The following is a 21,886-nucleotide window of genomic DNA, read 5'->3' as shown; positions in this document are numbered from 1 at the left end:
GGTATCCCCCATTGAGATTTGAGCCGCTCGATCGATTTCACCCTACTCCAGTCATGCGATGAACCAATGAAATCGAATTATCTCTGGCAGGCCCGATTCTCAATATGTGTCCGTGAGAATAGCTGTATGGCCCTGTAAGGAGTCAGACTATCCAGTCACTCTTTGAGCGGCGGCCGGAGATCACGCCACCGAAAGTCAGCTGTAGTCCCGTCCTCGAACCCGACACGATAGATGTGATTATCACGCTCGTCGCCTGTCGCCGCCGCAGCGCGGTCTTCGATAACGTCAGTGATGGTCCCATGGCGACCGTCATACTGCTCTTGATTGGGGTCGGTTTCGTCGGGAATATCGACGCGGATGCGGTCGCCGGTGGTGAATTCCTGCATCATTCGTTGGGTTGGCGGTCCCGTTCGGGCGGATACAATAGAACGGTGACGGTACGGAAAGCATTGTACCACGAGACGGGCGCAATGTCGACCTCAAGGCCCCAGTGTTCGGCCCAGTTGACGATATCGAACCAGCCGTTGCGCTGGTGCTGATCGGGATCGGCAGTCGTCGATGGGCTGTAGTTGAGTACGTTGCCGGGATAGAGGTGCGTTGAGTAGACGGCTGGCTCACCGTCTCCATCGAGCCAGAGGGTGGCATGATCGGAATGCGGCGGCTGGTGTGGTGGGTCGTTTCGAGCACCGATCTGCTCTCGCTCACGGTCGACCCACGAGCGTGTGTCTGCACAGGGGCAGTCTTCCTCGCCGGTAATGAGTCGGCGAATACACGCTGTGTCAGCGGGCTGCTCGACACCGCCACGGTTCTGGAAGCGGTCTCGCAGCTCCGATGCAAGAAGGCCCCCTAGGACGCGCCAGTACTGGTGACTGCTAGATGGTCGTCAACGTTGAAATCGACGTCGAGAACGTTTCGGTTCTCGACTTCCGATACGGCTACCTCAGGCTCTTTCTGAAAGTTGATAGATTCTCAGTCGTCGGACTTATTCGACGGCTGAAGTCGTGGGCCTTTTCATTGACTTTTTGTCATTAAGATGACACTATTTTGTATTTTCTCTGAATTGTCACAAATACTAGTACTGATTACACCACGTACTGGTCATATCCAAATTACGGGTGCAAAGTAGAGTTCAGACTCCGGTTTTACTTCCACTTTGGCCCTCATATTTACATATTACTGGTAGGTCTAGCACTCCATGGGCGAGCGCCGGACGAGTCTCTCTGATGTTATCACGTTGAAACGATACCGGGACCTTCTCAAAACAGCCGCCAAGATCGAGAATCGTGAGGAAAGTCTCACGATATTTTTTCTTCTCCTGATGCTCGGTCGCGTCGGGCTGCGTGTGGGGGAGGTTATCCACATGACCGAAGACTGGTATCACGCTGATCGTTCCGTGATAATCATACCTGAGCATCTGGATTGCGAATGCGGTCTGTGTCGGCACTACGCCGATAAGTTAGCTGAGAACAACGAGGATATGACCTCCGAGGAGGCGCTTGACGAATATTGGAGGCCGAAAGGCGGCCACCGGCATGTACCAATCCAGACAGAGCGGGCTCGGCAGATAATAGAACTGTACTTTAGAATAGTACCCTACACGACCATTTCGTACTCAACGGTGTTGAGGCGATTAAAAAAGGTGGCAGAGTTGACCGACGGAGTTGATGCTTCGTCGACGTACCCACACATGCTGAGGGCGACAGCAGCCACGCACTATGCTTGGGCAGGCGTACGCGGGCCAGCACTTGATACCATATTCGGGTGGTTGGACGAGAAAACGAAAGAGCACTACGTAAAAAAAACAGCATGCCGCGCCTCAAGAGAGCTGGCAAGGGTTCGTGGTACCGCCCCAAAAGACGAGTTTGAACTTCGAGAGAATCCACCGGGCTACACCGGGCTGCGCCCAGATGCTCAGTCGGCATTGATCACTGTTGATACGTGGACACCACAGACGCGGGTCAACAAACACCCCCGATACCGAGATGACGAGGAATGGCTCCAGGAGAAAATCACCCGTTATTGTGATGACGACGCGACTCGGCACAAAGCAACTCTGAACGTCGTCAAACCGTTGTGGATTGCCTGGTCAACGGCTGTTGACGGGATTGTGGAGAGACTCTCAACACCAATCGCAAAATGGTGGGATAGCAGGATTGGAATCTATCCTTCAGATGTGCTGAAACGCTCAAAACCTGTCGCAGCATTCTCTTTCTTCGTCTTCGGAACACTGCTCCTAGCTTGGTTTGGCCTTGCATTGCGGTCAAACGGTTTCGTCATCGACCCGTGGTCAAGTACGTATCAGGTGAGCAGACAATCGTTGGTAGCACTAATGATCGCCACGTACTGGCTCGCCATTGAAATGTCTCTGTCAGCATCCCGTACAACCACAGGAAGTCAGCTACCCACTGCTGAAGCGGTGGGCTTGTCGGTGGACTCCCGTTCTGCCGACCAGTGACAACACGAAAAAGAAACAAACAGTGAAGCGTCGTCGAAGAAACTCAGAGAGGACTGAGTGCTCTCTGATTAGGAGTCGGTGTCGTTCTCTTCTGCCGCTCTACGGATAACATCGCGATGATGTCGAGCGACTGGATCTACTCCGTCGAGAGAAGTCGTGTCGCCGGACGAACTCTCCTCAAGAAGTTCTTCCATTCGTTCGAGAATTCGGGACTCGGCATACGCAAGGCTTGGAAGTGATAGAGTATGGATCCTGGGGAACAACGGGTAATCGTTGAGAAGACAGAGTCCGAACTGAACGACTCGAACTCCCGGAAAATCGGTGTGTGGATTCGTCTGTTGGGGTTGGAACTCTGTTGAACTTCGGCCCCGATGAGACAGCCTCTGGGTATAACCTATCACATTTTCCGAGAGGAAAAAGCGGTGATTTTTGCTAGACTGTGGAAGCAGACTCACAGATTAGTATTGGGCCCGACAGTGTCTGCTGATTTCTGTTCTGAATTAGTGGGTACAGATTCGATGATTAGTAGGCTTATTTTCGAATCTGGACCCAAAATCGAATCCGTGGTCTAACGCTCTGATTCGCTGCGCAACCCCGAAATACTCCTTTTCGGCCCTGTCTCCGTGGTCTCTCTGTGGGGGCCACGCCCACGAAACCACCCTGCAGACGGCAGTCGATAGCGACAGCCACGACGGGGATGAATTACATATCGATATACAAATTTGGAGCGGCGGTCTCACCTAGACTGCGGGAATTCAATCCCGTCGGCCAAGCTCGAGCTGGGTTGCAGCTCGAACACGCGTGTCGGTCGCGTCGCGGCAGGCAAACTCAGTATTCCAACTTCTGATTAAGATTGACAATGGTAGGAGACAAACCTCGTAAGATGGCTGAAGGGTTCCATTATACAGGTGCATCCATCATCAATGGGACTAGCGCCAGTACAGGACGAGCAACCGGATACGCCCACTGTGTCGAGGTAGATCTACCGGAAGGTGACCGACTACGTTTCGAGCATATTCACGGAGTTGAGAATATCCAAGAGGGAGATATCGTCGTGATGCCAGATCTACTGCCTGCTATGTGTGAATGGGTAGACGATGCTGATGGATTCGTGGTCTATGGCGAGGAACGTCTTACAGGCCGTGGTTCTACCTATGCCCGGCAGCTAGAGATTCCTGCTGTGATTGATTGCCCGGATATCCAATCAAAGGTCAGCACCGGAGATGTGCTTACTGTTGATTGTAATGCCCAATGGGTTCTAATACATGATCAAGAAACCAGCTAAATCATAACTGCACGTCGGGAGTGGCTAGATCATGGAGATTGAACTGTGGATACCTTATGAAAGAGAGGGAGATCCATTTTTTGACTTGGATGAGTTCCTCGACGAATTGGACGATAATATCAGAAGCGTGGATCTATTAGATCAAGCCGCTAAAATCCGATTATCAGAAGCTGCTGCGGTGACAAAGAGCGACCTCGGGGTTGGGCTTAGTATGAAAACACAGGACGGATACACCGTTCCAGACGCTAAGATAACACGGGCAGTTGCTAAAGAACGGGCAGAAACATCTCCCGATCCAGAAAACGATTTAGATATCACGCGATATACACGGCACATGGTCCAAATGAAGAGAGGATCAAAGCATCTGCACGAGCCTTCTTGAGTTCTGATTTGTCTTTTCGTGACGTCGGCTATCGGATACTGAGCGAGCAAATTGAGGATGAAGAGGAACCCTGTGTTGAATTCGAAGTGGCCATTCCAACTAGTGAGACAGATAATTTGAGTGCTCCACACCGAATTTTCGCCACTGCAGAGAAAGTCTGGCCCGCCGAAAAAGAATAGCCGTGCTCGTCTACTACAGAGCCGCAGTTTGAGGTAACGGATTCCATATTGCACTCCTCGGTGTGTGCGAAGATCGGGACGCCGTTGTTCTGGGTACGCTCTAGTGCCACCCGCTTCCGGGCCTCGGAGATAGGCACGTCGCTGAGGATGTCATCGGCACCCATTTCTTGGACCTGCTCCAATCCGAGTGAGAGGACAAGCGCACGGTAGTGCCGATTTCTCTCCATCGGTTCCTTACCGCCCGCTTCGGCTCTGGGTTCGAATTATCGCAGTCTCTTTGTTTTTGCTCTTAGTCGAATCGCCGATCATGAATCTGGATATTGTATACAGATACTAGATACAGATACTGGATCCAGATACGTCATCTAGATATGAGATACGGAAATAGTAGACAGCTAAAACTGCGTTTCTTGCCGCTCAGTATATGTTTCATAGCCTGACTCGCCGGCCTCAATAAGATCCGGACGGACTTCTGCTAAGCCAGCACGAACGAGCAGCCCAAGCAGTGAACCGCGGCTTTCTGAGTCGGCCTCATCTCGGTCGAGATGGTCTCGAATATCAGCGCCAACTGGATCGAGTTGGCCTGCCTCGTCAAGGCCGCGAATTAGCGCTGCGAGATTCTGGTCCCGCATTGTGAGGTTCGTCGGTACCTCGCCGGCTTCGAGTTCCTCATAGACCTCTGCGATGTACTCCTCTAATGGTGGCTCATCGTCATCAGTCACTTGTTCTTGCGCCTCGCTCAGGTGGCGTTTCTGTTCTTTCGACTGCTCAAGCAGTGCTTCAGGGTCGCGCTCTTCTGTATTGTCGGTCATCGATCTGTGAGTTGCGTGAGTAGCTGTTCGGTGTTTGCGCTGTACGCCTCGCGTGCCCGCTTCCCGGTCGCGTAGAGTTCGTCGTCAGGGACTGCATAGAGTGTCCGTCCAGCATTCTGGTTTTGGCCGATATCTGCAGTCTTCGTTACGGGCTCACCGACGATCTCTGGATACTCGCTGTTCACGTGATCGACAAACGACTCCGAAAGTGTCTCACGGCTACTGATGATCGTCGGAATGACTAGCGTCAGGCCGAGGTCGATATTGAGGTCGGCACTAATCTCCGCCAGCGTCGCATCAAGCTTCTGTAGTTGGTCGCGCTCGAAGGCCCCTGGTTTCAACGGTGCCACGACACTCCGGGCGGCGAAGAGACCGTTGAGTGCGATGTTGTCCTCCTTACCGGGCAGGTCGAATATCACGAGATCGTATGCGTCTGCGACCAAGTCCTCAACGAACCCATCGAGTTTCTGATAGCGCTCCTCAAGTGGAACATTCGCGAGATTGTTGTCGGCTCCACCAAGACCTGGATCCGCTGGAATAAGATCTGGCCCCTCGTCGGTGGAGAACGTCATCCGATCCAACAAGTCGTCAATGTTGTCCCGGAGGAAGGCCCAATCATCACCGAAGACAGCTGAGATGGGGGCATCGATAGAGACGCCGTTTGTCTCTCCATCTTCACTGATCGTGATACCGAAGTGTGTCGCAAGGTCGTTCTGTGTGCCAGCGAGGTCGATCAGCAAGACCTCGTGACCCATGTTGTGGGCGGCTACGGCGATATGGGCGGCACTGGTGGTCTTCCCGACCCCGCCCTTCTCGACGTAGGTTGCTCCCCGTTTCACTGATGCCATATACAGATATTGTATACATATCGGTGATACATGTATCTCAGTCAGACGGACGTCTGTCGTCGGCCTATTGATTTCAGTCCAACTTGTCCTCGTTGGTTAACCCACAGATCGAACTATAGTCTGAATACGTGGGGTAACTGCGGATATTGCCGCTGTCGCTGTGAGTCGTTACTGAGGACTCACGACTTCGTCACAGATCGGGCACTCTGCCCAGATTCCAGTCGTCCCGTCGTCTTTCTCGTATTCGACCAAGACGTGTCCGCCAGAGAGCCCCTCACCACATTTCGGACAGCTTCCGAGTGGTGGATCGCCGGTCATTAGGGAGGGAAGGGAGCGTGTGACGTATCCCTTCCAATCGAACGTAAAATAATGATTGGGTGTAAGCCTTGTGTGGAATCGTATTGACGATGCACCGCTGTCGGTGGATTCGCTCAGTCGCCACAACTAATTCACTTGCGGCTGACTTTCAGACGATGAGTCTCCGAAGAGTACTCACTCGAGTACTTTTTGGATCCGACTCAACAGTCATCGTTGAGTGCCGTCACTGTGGGCTGACCGTCTCTCCGGACATCGACTCGTGTCCAGCGTGCGGGGCGACAGACTTCTGTTGCTACGAGATTCCAGAATAGGGAGGGCCTCTCGAAATTCTTGGCAACTGAGACGACGTTTCTGCTGAATAGAAAGGATACGTCGTTCACGCCGAACTCTTGTTTAGAGCGAGTATCCGCTGGATTCCAAAGTAGAAGACGAGACTCAGTATACCAGTTAGAACAATTCCCACGACAGCTGGGAAAACACCTGTTGGGTCGGGGGTAATGACAAAAGAAACGGTGAATCCGAGAAAGAGTGCCACCAAGATGGAGAGGAACATTAGTACGGTGGAGTTCATATCCACTTCTCCGATTGTGGATTCAATAAGAGTAGTGTGTCTCGCCTACATTTGAACGGGTTGTGACCGATGCGCGCCGTGTATCAAGACGCGCCCCGAAATCTGTTCGATACTCGGCACCGAGACAACGATTCCACTGATATTTGTCCCTTAGGCGTTCCGGTCGATCCACTCGCAGAACGCATCAAAATCGTCTGCTCCGGCACTCTCGGCGATGTCGCGAAGCGTCCCAGTCCGGAGTTCGTCATGTAGTGGGATAGTCACCTGTCGGCGATCGGTCTCATTCGTTGGGTGTTCGTAGTACAGCTGAGCGTGGTCGCCGGTTGTTCGACGCCACTCGAACCCGCCCGTGTTCACCAGCACCTTCACCACCTCCATCCCAGAGAACGTTCGCCGGTCCATCGATTAGTCGAGGACGTCCGGCGGTTCCCGCTCACCCGTAGTGTTGTCGGCAGGATCAATTCCCGCCGCGCGGAGTTCCTCGTCGGTCGGTGAACGGCCATGCTGACCGTCGTCCAGCGCCACTGCGTCGTCGAGGTTCTCTAGCGCTGCCGCCCTGGACTCGCCCTGTGTCGTGACGCCCGTTTCCACGTCCTTTGCGATCCACCAGTCGCCCTCCTGCCAGAGACGGATCTCGCCGTCGTGACCGTTGCCGTCTTGAGTCGAACTGGCCATCGTACTCAGTATTGTGCGACTGGTCGTATAAGCGTTCGGCGGAGATGGCATCGACGACGGTCCCAGTCGCAGCTACGAAGCACGGTGGCAACACGAATCGACAGACTAACCGACCGTTTCGTACTGTTCAGAGAGCTGAACGTGCGATTGGCGCTGGAGAAGTAACCCGATATCGACCCGGTCTGATATAAAAATCCGGCGACGGCCTGCACGTCCCCGCGGTCGAAGGGTGGTTTATACCACGGTCGGCATCGAGAGTCGAACTGCAGCATGCCCCCGCAACGACATCGGTCCTCCACTAATCGAACGCGCCGCCGGATACTCTCCATGGGTGGTGCGGCACTCGTAACGTCCCTGTCGGCCGGCTGTTTGTCCAGTCTTCCGCCGCTCGGCAACAATCAGCGCTACGGGCGTCTCGGAGTTCCGGCCGGCGACGACCCCGCGTACCGCCGGTGGCTCCCCGCCCCGACGAGCATCGAGGGGTCAGTCGAGCCGTACGCCTTCGTCGCCTTGCAGCCGATCAGTCCCCAACCCGGTGCCCCCGAGGAGTTCATCGCGCGGCGAGCGTACAGCAAGGCCGACGTCGACTACTTTGGCATCGGCTTCGAGAACTACGACCGACTTCTCGACTCCAGCCTCGGGGCCGTCATCGAGGCGTCGTTCGACCGCCAGAGCGTTACACGGGCCCTCGTCGACAGCGGCTACGAACCCCGTGGTGAGTATCGCGGCTACACCGTTCTTTCTCGGTCCGACGTTCCGCGACGCGTCGCTGTCGGCGACTCCGCTATCGTGTGGACGAGCGTGAACAGACACGAGAGCCCGCATTTGGAAGCGCTCGTCGACGCCGGTGAGGGCGACCGACCCCGATATCACGAGGAAAGTCCCAGATTCGACCGGCTGACCACGGCGGCCGGTGGGAACGCACATCTCATCGTGAACACGGACATCCACGATCCGACAGGCCGACCGGCCATGCTCGCCGATGCGTTCAGATTCGACGACGACACGGCGTATCAGGTGCTTTACTACCACTATGATGACGGCTCCGCGCCGACGGAATCGGCACTGAAGACCGGGATCCAAGAACACAGCTATCGGTTCACGGCGGAGGCTGACACGTTCGACGTTCAAATAGACGGGTCGCTCGCGACGGCCGAAACCCGCGTCCCACTCGGGTCGGGTGGCGATATTCCGCCCGAGTACGACCTGCCGCAAGTGACGTGGGGCGGCGTCCACGACGCGGACGCGGCGACTCTCACGTTCCGCCACGAAGCGGGCGAGTCGGTCCGTGCGAGTCAGCTCTACTACGACGTCGACAGCCCCGACGACGCGGGCGAAGTCGAGAAACTGCCGCTCTGGACGGACGCGGACACCGTTTCGCCGGGGTCGGAAACCGTCGTCGACCTCACTGAGCATCCAAACGCGGAGGGCTTGACGCTCGTTTACTCTATTGGTGGCTCTCACTTTTGGACGCTCTTCGATTTCGACTTGGAGGGAGAGCGATGACTGACCTCGCGACGCGGTCGCTCGGGGGCCGGCGGTGGCTCTCGCAGGGTATTGCGCATGAAATCCAGAATGTTTGTACGACTCGGATGACGTCTGAGGGAAAGATGGCCGACGTGGACCTCGCGACCGTCGTCGAACTGCTCGACGACGAGCACGTGCGAGCGATTCTGGCCGCGACCAGTGACACGCCGCTGTCGGCCAACGAACTCAGCGAGCGCTGTGGCGTCTCTACGTCGCCGATATACCGGCGACTCGACCGGCTGACCGATGCCGACCTCGTCGGCGAGCGGATGCGACCGCGGTCAGACGGCCACCACGAGACGGTGTACGTCTCCCGGCTCGACCGATTCGAACTCACGGTCCGCGACGGCGAGCTACACTGGACGCTCGACCGCGATAGCGACGACGTCGCCGACCAACTGACGCGCCTGTGGGGGAAGTTCTGATGTCGGTCGTCGGACTTGGGTCCCCCGTTGGCCTGCTTGCGGGGATTGCGGCGACGGCCTCGGCAATACTCGGGCTGTACATCGGCTATCATGCGTATCGCGGACTTCGACGCAACGACGAGCGGTCGATGCGCTGGCTCTCGGTCGGCATGATACTGCTGTTCGGACTCACGTACACGCTCGCGATCGGCGGACAGGGACTACTCGCCTTTCGCGTCATCCCAATCCACCTCCAGAACGTCGTTCGCCTCCTCGTCAGGCTGACCCAACTCGCCGGGCTAGTGTGTATCGCCTACTCCTTGCAGATTGCGACGAATCGGTAGTTCGGCGTCTGCGGAGAACTGAGACCGCCACTGCTTTTGATGAGAGATATCTCACTCGCATCCGTGCCAGACCTAGCAATCAGTTCGCAGTTCTCATCGATCGGCTGTTTCAGGTACATATCTGTCTGAAGAATAGGATTTCAACAGAGTCACATATCTGATTTTGTATACCGATATACGATTTATCGGTGCTATCCAGTGGATCGATGTTTTCGCAAGGTCAGACCTAGGAAATGATCGTAGACCCGCTCCGTCGTCTGGATGCTCCGGTGCCGTAGGCGGTTCCGGACATCGTAGAGGGTGCTTTCTCATCGGTGGTACATATCTCAGTCAGATGGACGTCTATCGTCGGCCTATTGATTTCAGTCCAACTTGCCCTCGTTGGTTAACCCACAAATCGAACTATAGTCTGGATACGTGGGGTAACTACGGACATTATCGCTGTCACTGTGAGTCGTTACTGAGGATTCACGACCTTGTCACAAATCGGGTACTCTGCCCAGAGAACAGTCGCCCCGTCTTTCACGTATTCGACCAAGACGTGTGCGGCAGCGAGTCCCTCACCACACTTCGGACAGCTTCCAAGCGTTGGATCATCGGTCATCAGGGGAGGGAAGAGAGCATGTGACAAGTCCCTTCCAATCGGACGTAGGATAATGATCCGGTGTAAGCCTTGTGTGGAACCGTATTGACGACGCACTACTATCGGTGGATTCCGCTTAGCCGCTAAAAGTAATTCACTTGGGGCTAAGTTTCAGATGATGGGTCTCTGGACGGTAACTTGAGTACTCTTTGAGACCGAGTCAACAGTCATCGTTGAGTGTCGCTACTGTGGACTGACTGTCTCTCTGGATATTGACTCGTACCCAGCGTGGAGTGCAACAGACTTCTGTTACTACGAGATTCCTGAGTAGGGAGTCTTGTCGAAATTCTCGGCAACTGAGACGACGCCCTTGCTGAATATAGAGGATCAGCATTGTTTAGACGCTCTTGAAGACGCCGGTCGGTAGTACTATTGGGAGAATACAATCCGTCACTGAGTGCTTCTTACCTCGAACCTGTCCTTGAGGCAATGGGCATAGCGGATGGTCTACACCGCGTCTAAACAAGGCCTAGAGGAACTATTCAGCACGCAGGATCGCTGTTTGCCACAATAAGCCAATTAGATTGGACTTTAGGCAAATTACGCGCACATTACGACTTTTTTTGCAGCACTCGCTTCGTTAAACGAGCGACGCGCAAGTCGTCCGTTCGGCCCACGAGGCTGGGCGCATCCCGCGCTGCTCGCTTAAAAAGTCGATCAAACGGCCTCCTCTAGCAGGTGTTCAACCACATAGAGAAGGCATTACCTTGTCCAAAGTTTTAAACAAAAAGATGTTATATTTTTATTGCGTAATTATCGGATCAAACAAGTCAGTGGTCACAATGGCTGAAATCCCACAACCCGTCGTCGGTGCCGCAGCGCTCGCCCTCGTTGTCATCGGTGCGTACATCACCTACAAAGCGCTGGGGAAGCTACAGAGAGGGTGGATCATCTGGCAGAGCGACCCGATCAATGCAGGTGACGTCGAGTACGAGAACGGTATTGTTGAGGTTCAGGGGGAAGTCGAACAACTCGAAGACGAGTTGCTCACCACAAAATACACCGACACGCCGGCGGTGGTCCACGAGTACAAACTCCAGGTGCATGAGGAAAACCGGACCGGCGACCAAGGAACCGAATGGGAGACCGTCGATAGCGGCACAGAAGCGCAACCGTTCTACGTGACTGACGAGACTGGGAGTGTGGCCGTCGATCCGGACGGGGCGACCGTCTCGCTGGACGTGGAGAAGGTCTCGGGAGGCTCCGAGATAGATATCGGACCAGTGGATGCCTCGACGAGCAAGCGGTACGAAGGACTACTGCCGCCCGGAGAACACGTACACGTCTTCGGCCAGAAGCGTGACGCCCAGGGAGACGGTCTTGGCAGTGAACGGTGCTACATCGGTGACGGTGGTGAGACGGACACGTTTTCGATCTCCGATACGACAGAGACCCGGACGATCGTGCGGTACATTGGCGGTGGCCTCTCGTCTTTGATACTCGGTCTGGCCGCACTCGCGGTGGGTGGTATCTTGGCGCTCGTATTGCTCGGGCAACTAGAATTTTCTGACATCGGCTTACAGATGATACCCCTCTGATATAGCTAGGTCTGTAACGAGTAGTCGACAAGCGTGTTCTCTATATTCATTTATCGAACAATTCTCTCCGCCCGCCATGTGAGCAGGCCATCGTGCAGGACTTTCGCCCTCTATTCATCACCCACCACTGTGTCGGGTTTTAGATATGAGATTCGAACGACTGCAAGATGTATAGGTTCAATCCATTAACTCAAATACCTTATGAAAAACAAATTAGGATTAAGAAGATATGTAATCATTCAATTTAGATCACGAAGTATTATTTCTCCCTCAGAGGTTCTTTGTGGGTCAACTGAAATAATATACGTACCCGTGATGGGAACTTCAAATGTATCGTCGGGATCATCGCTACTGGTCTTGGCAATCTCCTCTCCGTTATCACGACGATGGACAAAGCCATGGATTCGCCCCGACTGATCATTCGTTTTCTCTACCTCAAGCCGCATTTGATTACCTTCTTGTAATTCCACTTCCCACTCTTTAGTTGGAGAAGTGGTAGAGAGCCGTTTTTTATGCAATACCGCTTCTCCTTGTGTACAACCGGCGAGTGTTGAAACTACTGACACTCCTGCTATTGAACAAATATATGTTCGCCTATGCATACTATCAGTTGTAATTCCCAATCAGATAAATTTTCCTGTAAGTTAGATTGTTTGACATAAGGTGCTTGCTCTGATAGATAGTATTACGCGCAAGACTTGCGCTGTGTATTCAGCACGACGACTGAAACCTCTCACCGAACAAGAACTCCGACGAAGTATCCCAATAGTTGAGACCGACTCTTCCAATCCATGCATTATAGATTCGGCGAGAACTCGCGGAGACGCGGGTGCCGGAGTTGAGGGCGTTCGCGAGCATTAAATATTATTAACCAACACAGGGGTCGGTTGAGGTAGATATGTTGGTTAACTTCGGCTCATATGATGGCGAATTCCCCCACATCCCGTGTGATGTAAAATCGGAGAGATGGCCGAAGAGAGAGAATACTTGGGGAAAGTACAAAACACCTGGAGGTGCCGGTTTCACGAAGGAGAACTCGCATTCTGAAGCGGAGGACGTGGAATGACGGATACTGAGGGCGAGGATGAATCACACCCGATCTTTCAGCCGGGAGATGTCGTCTACTAGTGTGTGGCTTTTTCAGGGGAGTTTGGGATTCATTCTATAGACTCCAAAACTCAAGTGCCCACAACCCGTTATCGTATATAAAGAGGCTCCAGCAACATGGCACAAAACGAGAATTCCCAAATTCAAGCGAGCGTCTGGCTCAAGCCCGATCAGGTCGAGGCGCTCCGAACCGCGGTGTATCAAACCCGCCCCGATTATCTCCAAGAACGCGACGACGCGATAATCGCGCTCATGTACGACACCGGCGTCCGCGTCGGCGAGCTCGTCGCGATCGATGTCGACCACCTCCGGGAGGAGAACACGACGCTGTATCTCCCCGGTCATATCCAGAAGGATTACCCGACAGACAACTCCCCAGGCGCCGCCCGGATCGGGCTCGCGAGCGATACGACGCGAACGCTCACCTCCTACCTCGCGCGACGGTGGAAGGAGACGCCCGCCCTATTCCCCTCGCGGTCGAGCGACCGGATTACGACCGAGGGCGTTCGACAAATGTTCCGCCGTGTCGCCGAGACAGCCGGCGTCGAGCCGTTCCGTCACGACGGCTCCAGGGGCGACCCCAGCGACGTGACGCCCCACGCGCTCCGCCACTCGGTCGCCTATCGGATGATGAACGTCGAGGAGGGGAATACGCTATACGACGTCCGCTCGCGGCTCCGCCACCGCTCGATTCAAACCACCGAACGGGTGTACGACCACCTTATCGAGGTGTGACCGCTTGGGCGAGAGGGAGGCGGCTCTAAGTAGCACCCCCGCGTCCGCCTCGGGTATGGTCGAGAACCCGTTTTCGTGTGAATCCTGTTCCGATAACGACGCCGTGTTTTGGGTGTACGAGCGATACGAGGCGGCCGACGGCGTCGGCGCTGTCGAGGAGGAGGCCCCGCTTTGCCGGGAGTGTATCGAAGGCGTCGGGCCGAACCACCTCGAAAAGGCATACGCCAATTACGAATTCCGAATCGACCCCGTCGCCGAGGCGTTCGGTATGTCGACGGTACGGCGGAGTGATGAAGATAGCCGTGAGGAGTGAGCTCCTGGGCGACTGAGGCGGCGACGGGGCGGTCTCTCCATATCTCCAATAAGTATATCCGTCTTGTTAACTAACTTGTTAACATGAGCGACGAGGACCATCACATCCGAGTATCGGAATCAAATTACCGAGCGCTGGAGGCACGGAAGCGAGGCGGGGAGAGTTTCGATGATGTTGTGGGGCGATTGATCGACGAGGACCGAGACCTGCTTGCCGGGTTCGGAAACCTTGCCGGAACCGATGCCGGCGAGGAACTGGAGCGGGTCGCGGAGTCGGTCGACGAGGATGTTGAGCGGGCTGTTGAGACGTTCGGCGGGGACGGCGCTGAATGACCAATCGGTTTGTCCTCGATTCATCGTTTTTGATTGATTACGAACGGGGGGAGGACGCCGCCCGGCGATTTCTGGAGAGCCACCCCGACGCGACGTATTTTATACCGTCAGTCGTGTACGGCGAGGTCCTCCTCGGCGCGGCGCTCGGAGGAGCGCGGATTACCGAGGTTCAACAGGGTCTTGAGTGGGCTGAAATCCTCCCGGTAATCGACACGACCATGCTTCGGGCGGCAGAGGTCGCGAGCGCGGCCCAAGAGAGAGGCGTCCGTCTTGATGGTGTCGACGCGTTCGTTGCCGGGTGCACCGTCGAACACGGGGCCACACTCGTTTCTCGGGATTCAGACCATGTTGACGCCGCCGACGCGGGGGTTCTGGAAATCGCCACATACGGCGACGAGGTGTGAGCGGAGAAACCCTCCACTCCGCGGCGCACATCTACTTCGGATCGACCCACGTGGTCTGTCCGATGCATCGACGCAACAATTCAGTCTCCACACCCGGTGTACAACCGCCCTTACCTCGGGGTTAGAGTATTCAGATGCGTGAGTGTCAAGTCCGGCGATCAGCGACCCCGGCTGAACCCGGGCCGTCCAGCCCGGGCACCGCCACGCCGACGTCGTGGGGGCGCCACAGGAGGGTGGTCAGGACGTGAGTCGCGGCGTAGACTGACAGTTCCACCGCCGTTGGCCACCCCGAGGTCCGGGACCGTCTGTTCACACTCGCTGGTTGTCTGCTCTGGCAAAATAGATGAGTTGCTAACACGTAATGGTCGGAATACCTCGAGAATCAGTCGCCTGATTCAGTCGCTGTCCGGATTACCGTGTTGAAAAGGGTAGGAAATCGGGGTGAATCCTGGTCAGACGAGGTCCCTCGCGGTGGGTGAAAGAAGGTATTTGATTGCTTTGGTGGTAAAATCAGCACTTACAATAGCCAGCCGTTAATTACCTATCCTGATACGTTCGAGGTGTATGTCCCCGCGAAGCCCTCCACCTCGCGGCTCAGCTCCCGAGGTGAGTGACACGCCCGCCCTCTCTCGTCGCGCGTTCCTCGGTACGATTGGCGCAGGAACCGTCTCGGCCCTGTCTGGCTGTCTGGGGAGCGGCGACTCGGCCTCCCCGTCATCGCTCTCCTCGTGGCCGCCGCAGACGGACACCGACGGGGTCGTTCTCCGTTCGGTCTACAGTCGGTGGCTCGACTGGGCGGAAGGCCGATTCGAGGACGCGTACGGCATCTCCTTTCGGAACTGGGAGGATCCTGTCCTCTGGGACTACCACCCGGCGGAGACGGACGCGCTGAGTCCGGTATTAAATCCCATCCACCACCACGTCCTTGACCCGGTGTCGGATCGACTCGGAAATCCACTGAATTCGACTCACGGTCCGACGCGGGCTATCGATATCGTCGACGTTAGGCCGGGATGGCTCGAGGCGGGCGTCGAGAACGGCTTCGTCGAACCGCTTCCCGTCGAGATGATGCCAGCTTGGGAGAACATCCCCGAACGGTTCCGTGACGGTGTCCACCGGCAGGACGGCGAGACGTACGGCGTGCCCACCGAAGCAGTCCTCACGACGCTCACCTATGACACCGATGCCTTCGACGAGTGCCCGGATTCGTGGGACGTGCTCTGGGATGACCGGTTCGACGGGGAGGTCGTCCTCGGCGGCGGCTACTGGGACCTCCCGCTCATCGTCGCACTCTACACCGGACAGGATCCGAAGAGTCCGGATGACTTCGAAGCCATCCGCGACGCGTTGGAACGGCTCAAAGCGCAGGACGTCACGATGGCGTATCGGGATGAAGTCATCGAGAAGTTTCAGTCGGACGAGGCTGTCGTGGGTACGATGGGGCAGTCGATGGCGTACCGTGCACGGTTCGACCACGGTCTGGCCGTCGACTACACCGTCCCCCGGGAGGGGAGCGTCTACAAGTGCTATTATCAGCTGGTCCCGACCGACGCGCCGAACCCGATGGCGGCGCTCCGGCTCCTGAACTGGCTGTCCCGTCCGGAGGCAGCGGCCGAACTGTTTGAACGTGAACGCGCCGTCCCGGCGGCGGGCGTCGGTGACGAACTCAGCCACGACGTTGCCTCGTACATCCGGTGGGACGACAGCTGGACGCTGTACAGGACGTTTCCGCTCTCGGATGACCTGAGCATACGATACGGGGAGATCATGCGGGATGTGTTCTGAGTCCCATCTCGCTCGGAGGAGAGCGTGACGATGGCACGACTGCGACGACTCACTCACCGGGCACTCGTGGGCGGTCTCGTCCTCGGTCTCTGCGTCCTCCTCGTCTGGCCGTCGCCCCTCGGCGGGCCGGCGCCTTGGTCGGGGACGATCGTGGATGTCTGGAGCGGCCAGGATTCGGACGTCGACGCCGAGAACGTGACCGTCCCGCCGGGTATCGCCGCCGTCCACGATCGCGGCGTTACCGGTTCGGGTGTCACCGTCGGCGTCCTTGACGTGACGGGCTTCGGAATCGACCATCCGGCGCTTGCGGGCCACGTCGTTGCCGCACGCTCGTTCGACGACTCGGTGGGTGTGGCGAACGGCGGAGCGAACAGACACGGCACTGCCGTCGCCCTCTCGCTTGCCGAACTCGCTCCGGATGCCTCGCTCTATCTCGCTGTCGCCCACTCGTCGGCCGACGTCGAGGATGCGACGGCGTGGTTCATCGAACACGATGTGGATGTCGTTGTTGCTCCGTTCAACTCACCGGGGACATCAGCCGACGGGACGGCACGCGTGTCGGTCGCCCTCTCACGTCTCCGTGAAGCCGGCGTCGTCGTCGTTGCCTCGGCCGGGAACTTCGGACAGAGCCACTGGCAAGGGAACCTCGCGCCGACCGACGATGGCCGCCACCGATTCCGTGCCGGCGTCAGAAACCGGGTGTTCCCCGTTCCGAACGAACCGCGATGGCCCACCGACGCCGGACTGTGGCTGACGTGGAACGGGTCACGTTTCCCGCACGACCTGAACCTCGAACTGTATCGATTCACTCGAGACGGTCCCGAACTCGTCGCAACGTCGCGGCGGATCAGCACTGACCGGGATCGAAGCGAGTACCTCGGCGCGACCCTCTCCTCCGGCGAGTACTACTTCGTTCTCGACGTGCCCGAACGGACGATGCCCCACGTCGACGAACACCGGCCACGGGTCGAGGTGATAGCCTCCGGAGTCGTGTTCGATCAGACTCGTCCCGGAGGAAGCCTTACGGCTCCAGCCACTGCTCCCAGCGTCGTCGCCGTCGGTGCTATCACTCCTGACGGTGATGTGAGCGAGTACAGTTCGCGGGGACCGACTTCGACCGGTCGGCGTGGTGTTGACATCGTCGCGCCGACCGATTCGCTCTCGGCCGTCGACGGCCTCAACGCCCCCGGGACTTCATCGGCGGCGGCCTACGTCGGTGCGACGGCTGCACTCATCAAGAGCGCTGACCCATCACGTTCGGCTGTAGCGGTCGAACGTCGACTCACGTCAACGGCGGATGACCGTGGCCAACACGGTCCCGACACCGTCACCGGGTACGGGCGCGTCTCGCCGGTGGCCGCCGTCTTCGGTGACGAACCAGGGTCGTCCGAAGCTCCCGAAACTGCGTCTATCCCGGCGCCGCGTCCGACGGACCGATCGGCGGATCCGACCACCCCCCGGGGAACGGTATCCGCCGCTGTCGTGAATCACACCCCTCCCTAACGATGTCAAGTCCACTCACCCGCATCACACGGACGGTTACTCGCACAGATGATGATCAGACTCCGCGGTTCGTTGCACTCGGAAGCGACGAGAGCGACGATGTCCTCGACGCGCTCGGGTCGGGAACCAGCCGTCGCATTTATCGGCGTATCCTCGAGGATCCGGCGACGTCTTCGGCCATCACTAGCGACGTGGAAACGTCCGTCCAGAACGTCGCACACCACGTCTCGAATCTCGAAGACGCCGGACTCATCGAACCCGTTGGAATGCGCTACTCCGAGAAAGGACGGGAGATGACCGTTTGGGGTGCCACAGACAGCTGCGTCGTCCTCGGACCCGACGAGGAGTCGAGCCGCGATTCGCTCGCTAGTGACCTCGGAACGCTTGCCGTTCTCGCACTGGCAACAGTTGTCGTCCACGGTGGGGTGACCGCCGCGCGTTCCGTTCTGTCGCCGGCCGTGGATCCGCTGGTGGCGTCAAGTCCCGGTACGGGGACACCACCAGCCGGCCTCGTCGAGACTGCTCTCACTATCGTTGAACCCGGCGTACTGGTCTTCGTCGTAGGTCTCCTGTTCGTTCTCGCGACCCGTCTCAGTCGGTGGTGACGAGACAGTTCAATCCTGATTTGCAGTAGTCCTGATCTTACTAGCTATATTTCAGTCACATAGATTAACTCGCTGCTTGGGGATACGTCGCGGCAATGCCTCCTCAGGAGGAACCCAATCCAGACCAAGAGCGTCAAAGAGAGAAAGCCGCTGACAAGCCGGAAGCGGAACACTTGGACTCTATATCGGGTCGAGACACGAGACACAGAGTGATGTAGATACCCTGTCGAAGCTTCTTCAAACAGCATTCGCTGATCCTGACTTTCCAATCGACTACGAGACCGTGAAAGCGCAAGAGGTGATCGGATAGGTCTGAATCATTATTTGTGTAAATGAGAATATCTCAGCTAAGAAGCAGTTGCAAAGTCTTTGGGATGGCGACACTGAGAAGTAACTGTGACCAGATGCTAAATGTAGCTGGATACTCGCTCGTGGCGTTTACTCGCGCGATTCGGTCCTCAATATCGGTCACCGTCTCTTCATGTTCCTCGGGGATCTCGTATTGCTTCACGTCCCACGGCTCCTCTATATGAGAGCGGTATTCTTCCTCCAAGTGCCGGATCTCTTCGCGCTTTTCTCGATGCATAAATCGGTGTAGCACGAACACCGCAAAAGCCACGGTTCCGATTGAAATCAGCCAAACGCTAGTGAACACAATATTGGTTATCGTCGCTGGAGGACCCGCCCACGTGTCAACGAATGGTGCATACGTGATGAGCGAGTATCCGACGAGACCGGCGACAATAAAGTAGTAAGCTTTCTTGATGAGTTCCCCTAGCGGCCGAAGACCTCCGACCCCCTGTGGATCAAGGAAGTGGATTCCGACATCCGACTTGGCGAGACGCCACGGTGCGAGAAGTTGTATCGAGAGATAGACGGTGAAAAACTGGATCAATATTGGAGTATAGACGAATGGAAATACAAAATAATTGAATACATAATCTGCCAGCACCCAACCATCAGTGACCTTTGCACCCGGGAGAAATTGGATACCAGCAGCGATCACAAACAAAATCCAAGGGAGTCGTGTAGGGATAATATTGATGAACGGTTTCGGATTACTTGCTCTGTCGGGAATCTTCATATCAGCGACAACCTGGTCATAATCACGCTTGAGGGTGTGACTCCCCCAAGCCGCACCCAGCAAGAGAATCGGCTGAAGGACAAAATACGGATTGATGGAATAAACTGTAGGAGCACCAATATATATTTTGTAGGCCGCACTCCAAATGGAGAGGGGAATGACGGTAACAACCACGTATAGATACGAGGGTGGCACGCTCCACGAAAGCCGATTTGTGAGCCACCCGAATCCAAGCCCAGTGGCAAGTCCGTCGAGCCAAAGAGTTGGGCTGCTCTGTTCCTCCTTCTGCTCGCTCTGCTGGGTGCTCACACAATAGCTGTTCGAAGTTAATACGAAAAAACTACGCACGGAACTGCCACTCAAGAGTTGATCCCACTTCCACAGGGATAGTTAAAACCGCACTTCCCAACGGGGTGATATCTACGCAGGCGTAGTGGCCGGGTGATTACGCTGTTCCAAAATAGAATTCTACGCTGGAGTCGTTGGGGTAGAATCACTGAACGTGGCTCACGAGGCAGCTCCAATATAGCGCGAGCTACCGACGATCTGTCCGGATGTGCGTAGACACGACAGGCAGTCAGTTATATGCGCCTGAGCGCCACCCAGATCATAAGTACGACCGGCAGCAGAAAGATCGGTCCAACGCCGATAGAGAGTCCGATTAGCTGTGCGGTGCCGACTTTCGGGCTGAAGGCGAGACCGACGGGAACGGCGAGAAAGCAGAGTGCAAGCACCAGGCCGGACGCGATGACTGCCGAATCTCGTTCGGGGCGAGTTGGGTCCGCTACCGGGAGTTCGAGCGTCTCGATCGTGGCGTCGAGGTCGGCAACCGGGCCGAGTTGGGCGTTACGGCCGTCGGGATCGACCCCCGAAATGTCCAGCGTGCCGGTGTCGAGCAGTCGGTTCGGAATCGCGTTGCGGATCGAAAACGTCGCCGAGTCCACCGGGGCGGTCCACTGAACGGCTCCGAGTGCGGTATCGTAGGCTACGAGCTCCTCTGCGTACCGGCGGTACTCGATCGTTCCGTACCGCAGATAGTAGCTGCCGATACGCGCGCCGGCGACGACGAAGACGAACACTAGCCACGGAACAAGCCAGACGGAACCACCGGTGAGTACGGCGAACGTCAGCCCGATTAGGGCGACGAACGTGGACCGATGGGCAAACCCGAACGCGACCATCGGGAGGCTGCCGAGGAGAACCGGCGTCGCGTCGACGGACACCCGTCCGCGAACGGGTCCGTCCGGAGCGTCGATATCCGGAAGCGGTTCGCCGTTGTCCTCGTGGAAGGTCTGTTCGAAGATGGCTGGCACCGGGAGTTCCGTGTGATCCGTGACGACTCGGTATACCGAAGTCGTCGTTTTGACGACGACGATGCCAGTAAGGAGGAACAGGCCACCGGGGCGCGTACCGGCGCTGGCAACCAGACCCAACGTGAGGATCACGACACCGAGCTGTACGGGTTCACGCAGGATCTCTTGTGCGGAGACTTCGGTGTACTCCCGTTCGGCGAGATAGTCTGACCGAAACTCGTAGCCCTGCGTGACCACCAGTCCGGCACCGCTGACGAACAGGGAAAGCGACGGTCGTATCACCGGGGCCACCACCAGCCAGAAGAGGACACTCACCGGGAGGACGGCGCCGGCCCACACCCCGAGTATCGACGCCGCGAACGGAATGTTCCGTGGATAGATCGCAGGCAGCCAGGAGGTGGGACGCCAGCCGCCACGCTTCTCACGAAGTTCGTGGAGCGGCTCGATATCTGGAACTCCCGGCGAGCCGCGTTCGGCGAACAGTGCCTTCGCTGCAGCCAGTAGCACCGTCACCAGTCCCTCGATCCAATACAGGAGCAAGAGCGAGTAGACATCCCAGCCGAGGGTCAGGACGCCGACCAGCGGAACGAAGTTAGCGACGGCCGCGACGCTGCCAACGCGATGTCTTTCCCACCTCGTCGGCGGACGGACGCGCATATATCAATCGAGTCGCGAACGCGAGATCCTGCTCGGCTTCATGACGGCGCCGCGGACGGTACTCATC

26 protein-coding genes are annotated in these 21,886 nt (G+C 56.8%); 14 read left to right on the top strand and 12 right to left on the bottom strand.

Annotation, left to right across the window (positions count from 1 at the left end; genetic code table 11):
* Nucleotides 1-155 precede the first annotated feature (155 nt).
* Nucleotides 156-386 carry a DUF8139 family protein gene (locus NO878_RS14155; protein WP_256406617.1) on the bottom strand — a complete coding sequence of 77 codons (231 nt, stop codon included), beginning with the start codon at nucleotides 384-386 and terminating at the stop codon, nucleotides 156-158.
* 809 nt (nucleotides 387-1,195) lie between these two features.
* Between NO878_RS14155 and NO878_RS14150 the strand changes: the two genes are divergently transcribed.
* The 3 genes from NO878_RS14150 (at nucleotide 1,196) to NO878_RS14140 (ending at nucleotide 4,122) form a co-directional block, all read left to right on the top strand.
* A complete protein-coding gene (locus tag NO878_RS14150) occupies nucleotides 1,196-2,455 on the top strand; it encodes a tyrosine-type recombinase/integrase (RefSeq protein WP_256406616.1) in 1,260 nt (419 codons plus the stop codon).
* An 883-nt stretch (nucleotides 2,456-3,338) separates the two neighbouring features.
* Nucleotides 3,339-3,740 carry a PEP-utilizing enzyme gene (locus NO878_RS14145; protein WP_256406615.1) on the top strand — a complete coding sequence of 134 codons (402 nt, stop codon included), beginning with the start codon at nucleotides 3,339-3,341 and terminating at the stop codon, nucleotides 3,738-3,740.
* A gap of 31 nt (nucleotides 3,741-3,771) precedes the next feature.
* Complete coding sequence (locus NO878_RS14140) at nucleotides 3,772-4,122, top strand: hypothetical protein (RefSeq protein ID WP_256406614.1); 351 nt, start codon at nucleotides 3,772-3,774, stop codon at nucleotides 4,120-4,122.
* A 574-nt stretch (nucleotides 4,123-4,696) separates the two neighbouring features.
* Here the strand turns inward: NO878_RS14140 and NO878_RS14135 are convergent.
* The 6 genes from NO878_RS14135 to NO878_RS14115 form a co-directional block, all read right to left on the bottom strand.
* A complete protein-coding gene (locus NO878_RS14135) occupies nucleotides 4,697-5,113 on the bottom strand; it encodes a DUF8115 family protein (protein ID WP_256406613.1) in 417 nt (138 codons plus the stop codon).
* Nucleotides 5,110-5,961 (bottom strand): ParA family protein, encoded by an 852-nt coding sequence (locus tag NO878_RS14130; RefSeq protein ID WP_256406612.1) that lies wholly within the window; start codon nucleotides 5,959-5,961, stop codon nucleotides 5,110-5,112. Before NO878_RS14130 ends, NO878_RS14135 begins: the two co-directional genes overlap by 4 nt.
* Before the next feature lie 168 nt (nucleotides 5,962-6,129).
* Nucleotides 6,130-6,279 carry a DUF7837 family putative zinc-binding protein gene (locus NO878_RS17400; protein ID WP_465262098.1) on the bottom strand — a complete coding sequence of 50 codons (150 nt, stop codon included), beginning with the start codon at nucleotides 6,277-6,279 and terminating at the stop codon, nucleotides 6,130-6,132.
* Between the two features lie 376 nt (nucleotides 6,280-6,655).
* Nucleotides 6,656-6,850 carry a hypothetical protein gene (locus NO878_RS14125; protein WP_256406611.1) on the bottom strand — a complete coding sequence of 65 codons (195 nt, stop codon included), beginning with the start codon at nucleotides 6,848-6,850 and terminating at the stop codon, nucleotides 6,656-6,658.
* A gap of 150 nt (nucleotides 6,851-7,000) precedes the next feature.
* A complete protein-coding gene (locus NO878_RS14120) occupies nucleotides 7,001-7,252 on the bottom strand; it encodes a type II toxin-antitoxin system HicA family toxin (RefSeq protein WP_256406610.1) in 252 nt (83 codons plus the stop codon).
* Nucleotides 7,253-7,255: 3 nt separating this feature from the next.
* Nucleotides 7,256-7,525 (bottom strand): type II toxin-antitoxin system HicB family antitoxin, encoded by a 270-nt coding sequence (locus NO878_RS14115; RefSeq protein ID WP_256406609.1) that lies wholly within the window; start codon nucleotides 7,523-7,525, stop codon nucleotides 7,256-7,258.
* A 369-nt stretch (nucleotides 7,526-7,894) separates the two neighbouring features.
* Here NO878_RS14115 and NO878_RS14110 point away from each other — a divergent pair, with 369 nt between their 5' ends.
* The 3 genes from NO878_RS14110 to NO878_RS14100 all read left to right on the top strand — a co-directional run bounded on the left by NO878_RS14110 (nucleotide 7,895) and on the right by NO878_RS14100 (nucleotide 9,800).
* Complete coding sequence (locus NO878_RS14110) at nucleotides 7,895-9,031, top strand: hypothetical protein (RefSeq protein WP_256406608.1); 1,137 nt, start codon at nucleotides 7,895-7,897, stop codon at nucleotides 9,029-9,031.
* Nucleotides 9,032-9,135: 104 nt separating this feature from the next.
* Nucleotides 9,136-9,477 (top strand): ArsR/SmtB family transcription factor, encoded by a 342-nt coding sequence (locus tag NO878_RS14105; protein ID WP_256406607.1) that lies wholly within the window; start codon nucleotides 9,136-9,138, stop codon nucleotides 9,475-9,477.
* The gene (locus NO878_RS14100; RefSeq protein ID WP_256406606.1) at nucleotides 9,477-9,800 is read left to right on the top strand and encodes a DUF7521 family protein; all 324 of its coding nucleotides are present in this window, start codon (nucleotides 9,477-9,479) and stop codon (nucleotides 9,798-9,800) included. Before NO878_RS14105 ends, NO878_RS14100 begins: the two co-directional genes overlap by 1 nt.
* Nucleotides 9,801-10,257: 457 nt before the next feature.
* Here NO878_RS14100 and NO878_RS14095 read toward each other — a convergent pair whose 3' ends face one another.
* The gene (locus tag NO878_RS14095) at nucleotides 10,258-10,404 is read right to left on the bottom strand and encodes a DUF7837 family putative zinc-binding protein (protein ID WP_256406605.1); all 147 of its coding nucleotides are present in this window, start codon (nucleotides 10,402-10,404) and stop codon (nucleotides 10,258-10,260) included.
* Nucleotides 10,405-11,225: 821 nt separating this feature from the next.
* On the opposite strand from NO878_RS14095, the gene NO878_RS14090 reads away from it, so the two are divergent.
* Nucleotides 11,226-11,981 carry an E3 ubiquitin ligase family protein gene (locus NO878_RS14090; protein ID WP_256406604.1) on the top strand — a complete coding sequence of 252 codons (756 nt, stop codon included), beginning with the start codon at nucleotides 11,226-11,228 and terminating at the stop codon, nucleotides 11,979-11,981.
* A gap of 239 nt (nucleotides 11,982-12,220) precedes the next feature.
* Here NO878_RS14090 and NO878_RS14085 read toward each other — a convergent pair whose 3' ends face one another.
* Nucleotides 12,221-12,583: a hypothetical protein gene (locus NO878_RS14085; RefSeq protein WP_256406603.1), complete on the bottom strand. Its 363-nt coding sequence runs from the start codon at nucleotides 12,581-12,583 to the stop codon at nucleotides 12,221-12,223.
* Nucleotides 12,584-13,205: 622 nt separating this feature from the next.
* Here NO878_RS14085 and NO878_RS14080 point away from each other — a divergent pair.
* From NO878_RS14080 to NO878_RS14065, 4 genes are all read left to right on the top strand, one after another.
* Nucleotides 13,206-13,823 (top strand): tyrosine-type recombinase/integrase, encoded by a 618-nt coding sequence (locus tag NO878_RS14080; RefSeq protein WP_256406602.1) that lies wholly within the window; start codon nucleotides 13,206-13,208, stop codon nucleotides 13,821-13,823.
* 55 nt (nucleotides 13,824-13,878) lie between these two features.
* Entirely contained in the window at nucleotides 13,879-14,136 is a 258-nt protein-coding gene (locus NO878_RS14075) for a hypothetical protein (RefSeq protein ID WP_256406601.1), read from the top strand.
* 83 nt (nucleotides 14,137-14,219) lie between these two features.
* Nucleotides 14,220-14,468 carry an antitoxin VapB family protein gene (locus tag NO878_RS14070; protein WP_256406600.1) on the top strand — a complete coding sequence of 83 codons (249 nt, stop codon included), beginning with the start codon at nucleotides 14,220-14,222 and terminating at the stop codon, nucleotides 14,466-14,468.
* Nucleotides 14,465-14,872 (top strand): PIN domain-containing protein, encoded by a 408-nt coding sequence (locus tag NO878_RS14065; protein WP_256406599.1) that lies wholly within the window; start codon nucleotides 14,465-14,467, stop codon nucleotides 14,870-14,872. The genes NO878_RS14070 and NO878_RS14065 overlap by 4 nt, the downstream gene beginning before the upstream one ends.
* 145 nt (nucleotides 14,873-15,017) lie before the next feature.
* Here the strand turns inward: NO878_RS14065 and NO878_RS14060 are convergent, their stop codons facing one another.
* On the bottom strand, nucleotides 15,018-15,146 hold the full coding sequence (locus NO878_RS14060) for a hypothetical protein (RefSeq protein WP_256406598.1): 129 nt from the start codon (nucleotides 15,144-15,146) through the stop codon (nucleotides 15,018-15,020).
* 332 nt (nucleotides 15,147-15,478) lie between these two features.
* Here NO878_RS14060 and NO878_RS14055 point away from each other — a divergent pair, with 332 nt between their 5' ends.
* From NO878_RS14055 to NO878_RS14045, 3 genes are read left to right on the top strand one after another with little or no spacing between them, the layout of a single operon-like run.
* Nucleotides 15,479-16,657, top strand: a complete 1,179-nt coding sequence (locus NO878_RS14055; RefSeq protein ID WP_256406597.1) for an ABC transporter substrate-binding protein — start codon at nucleotides 15,479-15,481, stop codon at nucleotides 16,655-16,657.
* 30 nt (nucleotides 16,658-16,687) lie between these two features.
* The gene (locus NO878_RS14050; protein ID WP_256406596.1) at nucleotides 16,688-18,160 is read left to right on the top strand and encodes a S8 family serine peptidase; all 1,473 of its coding nucleotides are present in this window, start codon (nucleotides 16,688-16,690) and stop codon (nucleotides 18,158-18,160) included.
* A gap of 2 nt (nucleotides 18,161-18,162) precedes the next feature.
* Complete coding sequence (locus NO878_RS14045; RefSeq protein ID WP_256406595.1) at nucleotides 18,163-18,765, top strand: ArsR/SmtB family transcription factor; 603 nt, start codon at nucleotides 18,163-18,165, stop codon at nucleotides 18,763-18,765.
* Between the two features lie 343 nt (nucleotides 18,766-19,108).
* Here the strand turns inward: NO878_RS14045 and NO878_RS14040 are convergent, their stop codons facing one another.
* On the bottom strand, nucleotides 19,109-20,158 hold the full coding sequence (locus NO878_RS14040) for a hypothetical protein (RefSeq protein WP_256406594.1): 1,050 nt from the start codon (nucleotides 20,156-20,158) through the stop codon (nucleotides 19,109-19,111).
* A 272-nt stretch (nucleotides 20,159-20,430) separates the two neighbouring features.
* Nucleotides 20,431-21,819, bottom strand: coding sequence for a DUF6498-containing protein (locus NO878_RS14035; protein WP_256406593.1), 1,389 nt, complete (start codon nucleotides 21,817-21,819; stop codon nucleotides 20,431-20,433).
* Between the last annotated feature and the right edge of the window lie 67 nt (nucleotides 21,820-21,886).

Source organism: Haloplanus ruber, assembly GCF_024494725.1.
Lineage (GTDB): Archaea > Halobacteriota > Halobacteria > Halobacteriales > Haloferacaceae > Haloplanus > Haloplanus ruber.
The sequence above is the reverse complement of the archived record's forward strand: the minus strand, read 5'-3'. Positions and strand labels throughout refer to the sequence as shown.

Excerpts from the sequence above, each read along its gene's own strand:
- NO878_RS14155 (WP_256406617.1), bottom strand. The coding sequence starts at position 386 with ATGCAGGAATTCACCACCGGCGACCGCATCCGCGTCGATATTCCCGAC.
- NO878_RS14150 (WP_256406616.1), top strand. The coding sequence starts at position 1,196 with ATGGGCGAGCGCCGGACGAGTCTCTCTGATGTTATCACGTTGAAACGA.
- NO878_RS14145 (WP_256406615.1), top strand. The coding sequence starts at position 3,339 with ATGGCTGAAGGGTTCCATTATACAGGTGCATCCATCATCAATGGGACT.
- NO878_RS14140 (WP_256406614.1), top strand. The coding sequence starts at position 3,772 with ATGGAGATTGAACTGTGGATACCTTATGAAAGAGAGGGAGATCCATTT.
- NO878_RS14135 (WP_256406613.1), bottom strand. The coding sequence starts at position 5,113 with ATGACCGACAATACAGAAGAGCGCGACCCTGAAGCACTGCTTGAGCAG.
- NO878_RS14130 (WP_256406612.1), bottom strand. The coding sequence starts at position 5,961 with ATGGCATCAGTGAAACGGGGAGCAACCTACGTCGAGAAGGGCGGGGTC.
- NO878_RS17400 (WP_465262098.1), bottom strand. The coding sequence starts at position 6,279 with ATGACCGGCGATCCACCACTCGGAAGCTGTCCGAAATGTGGTGAGGGG.
- NO878_RS14125 (WP_256406611.1), bottom strand. The coding sequence starts at position 6,850 with ATGAACTCCACCGTACTAATGTTCCTCTCCATCTTGGTGGCACTCTTT.
- NO878_RS14120 (WP_256406610.1), bottom strand. The coding sequence starts at position 7,252 with ATGGACCGGCGAACGTTCTCTGGGATGGAGGTGGTGAAGGTGCTGGTG.
- NO878_RS14115 (WP_256406609.1), bottom strand. The coding sequence starts at position 7,525 with ATGGCCAGTTCGACTCAAGACGGCAACGGTCACGACGGCGAGATCCGT.
- NO878_RS14105 (WP_256406607.1), top strand. The coding sequence starts at position 9,136 with ATGGCCGACGTGGACCTCGCGACCGTCGTCGAACTGCTCGACGACGAG.
- NO878_RS14100 (WP_256406606.1), top strand. The coding sequence starts at position 9,477 with ATGTCGGTCGTCGGACTTGGGTCCCCCGTTGGCCTGCTTGCGGGGATT.
- NO878_RS14095 (WP_256406605.1), bottom strand. The coding sequence starts at position 10,404 with ATGACCGATGATCCAACGCTTGGAAGCTGTCCGAAGTGTGGTGAGGGA.
- NO878_RS14090 (WP_256406604.1), top strand. The coding sequence starts at position 11,226 with ATGGCTGAAATCCCACAACCCGTCGTCGGTGCCGCAGCGCTCGCCCTC.
- NO878_RS14085 (WP_256406603.1), bottom strand. The coding sequence starts at position 12,583 with ATGCATAGGCGAACATATATTTGTTCAATAGCAGGAGTGTCAGTAGTT.
- NO878_RS14080 (WP_256406602.1), top strand. The coding sequence starts at position 13,206 with ATGGCACAAAACGAGAATTCCCAAATTCAAGCGAGCGTCTGGCTCAAG.
- NO878_RS14075 (WP_256406601.1), top strand. The coding sequence starts at position 13,879 with ATGGTCGAGAACCCGTTTTCGTGTGAATCCTGTTCCGATAACGACGCC.
- NO878_RS14070 (WP_256406600.1), top strand. The coding sequence starts at position 14,220 with ATGAGCGACGAGGACCATCACATCCGAGTATCGGAATCAAATTACCGA.
- NO878_RS14065 (WP_256406599.1), top strand. The coding sequence starts at position 14,465 with ATGACCAATCGGTTTGTCCTCGATTCATCGTTTTTGATTGATTACGAA.
- NO878_RS14050 (WP_256406596.1), top strand. The coding sequence starts at position 16,688 with ATGGCACGACTGCGACGACTCACTCACCGGGCACTCGTGGGCGGTCTC.
- NO878_RS14045 (WP_256406595.1), top strand. The coding sequence starts at position 18,163 with ATGTCAAGTCCACTCACCCGCATCACACGGACGGTTACTCGCACAGAT.
- NO878_RS14035 (WP_256406593.1), bottom strand. The coding sequence starts at position 21,819 with ATGCGCGTCCGTCCGCCGACGAGGTGGGAAAGACATCGCGTTGGCAGC.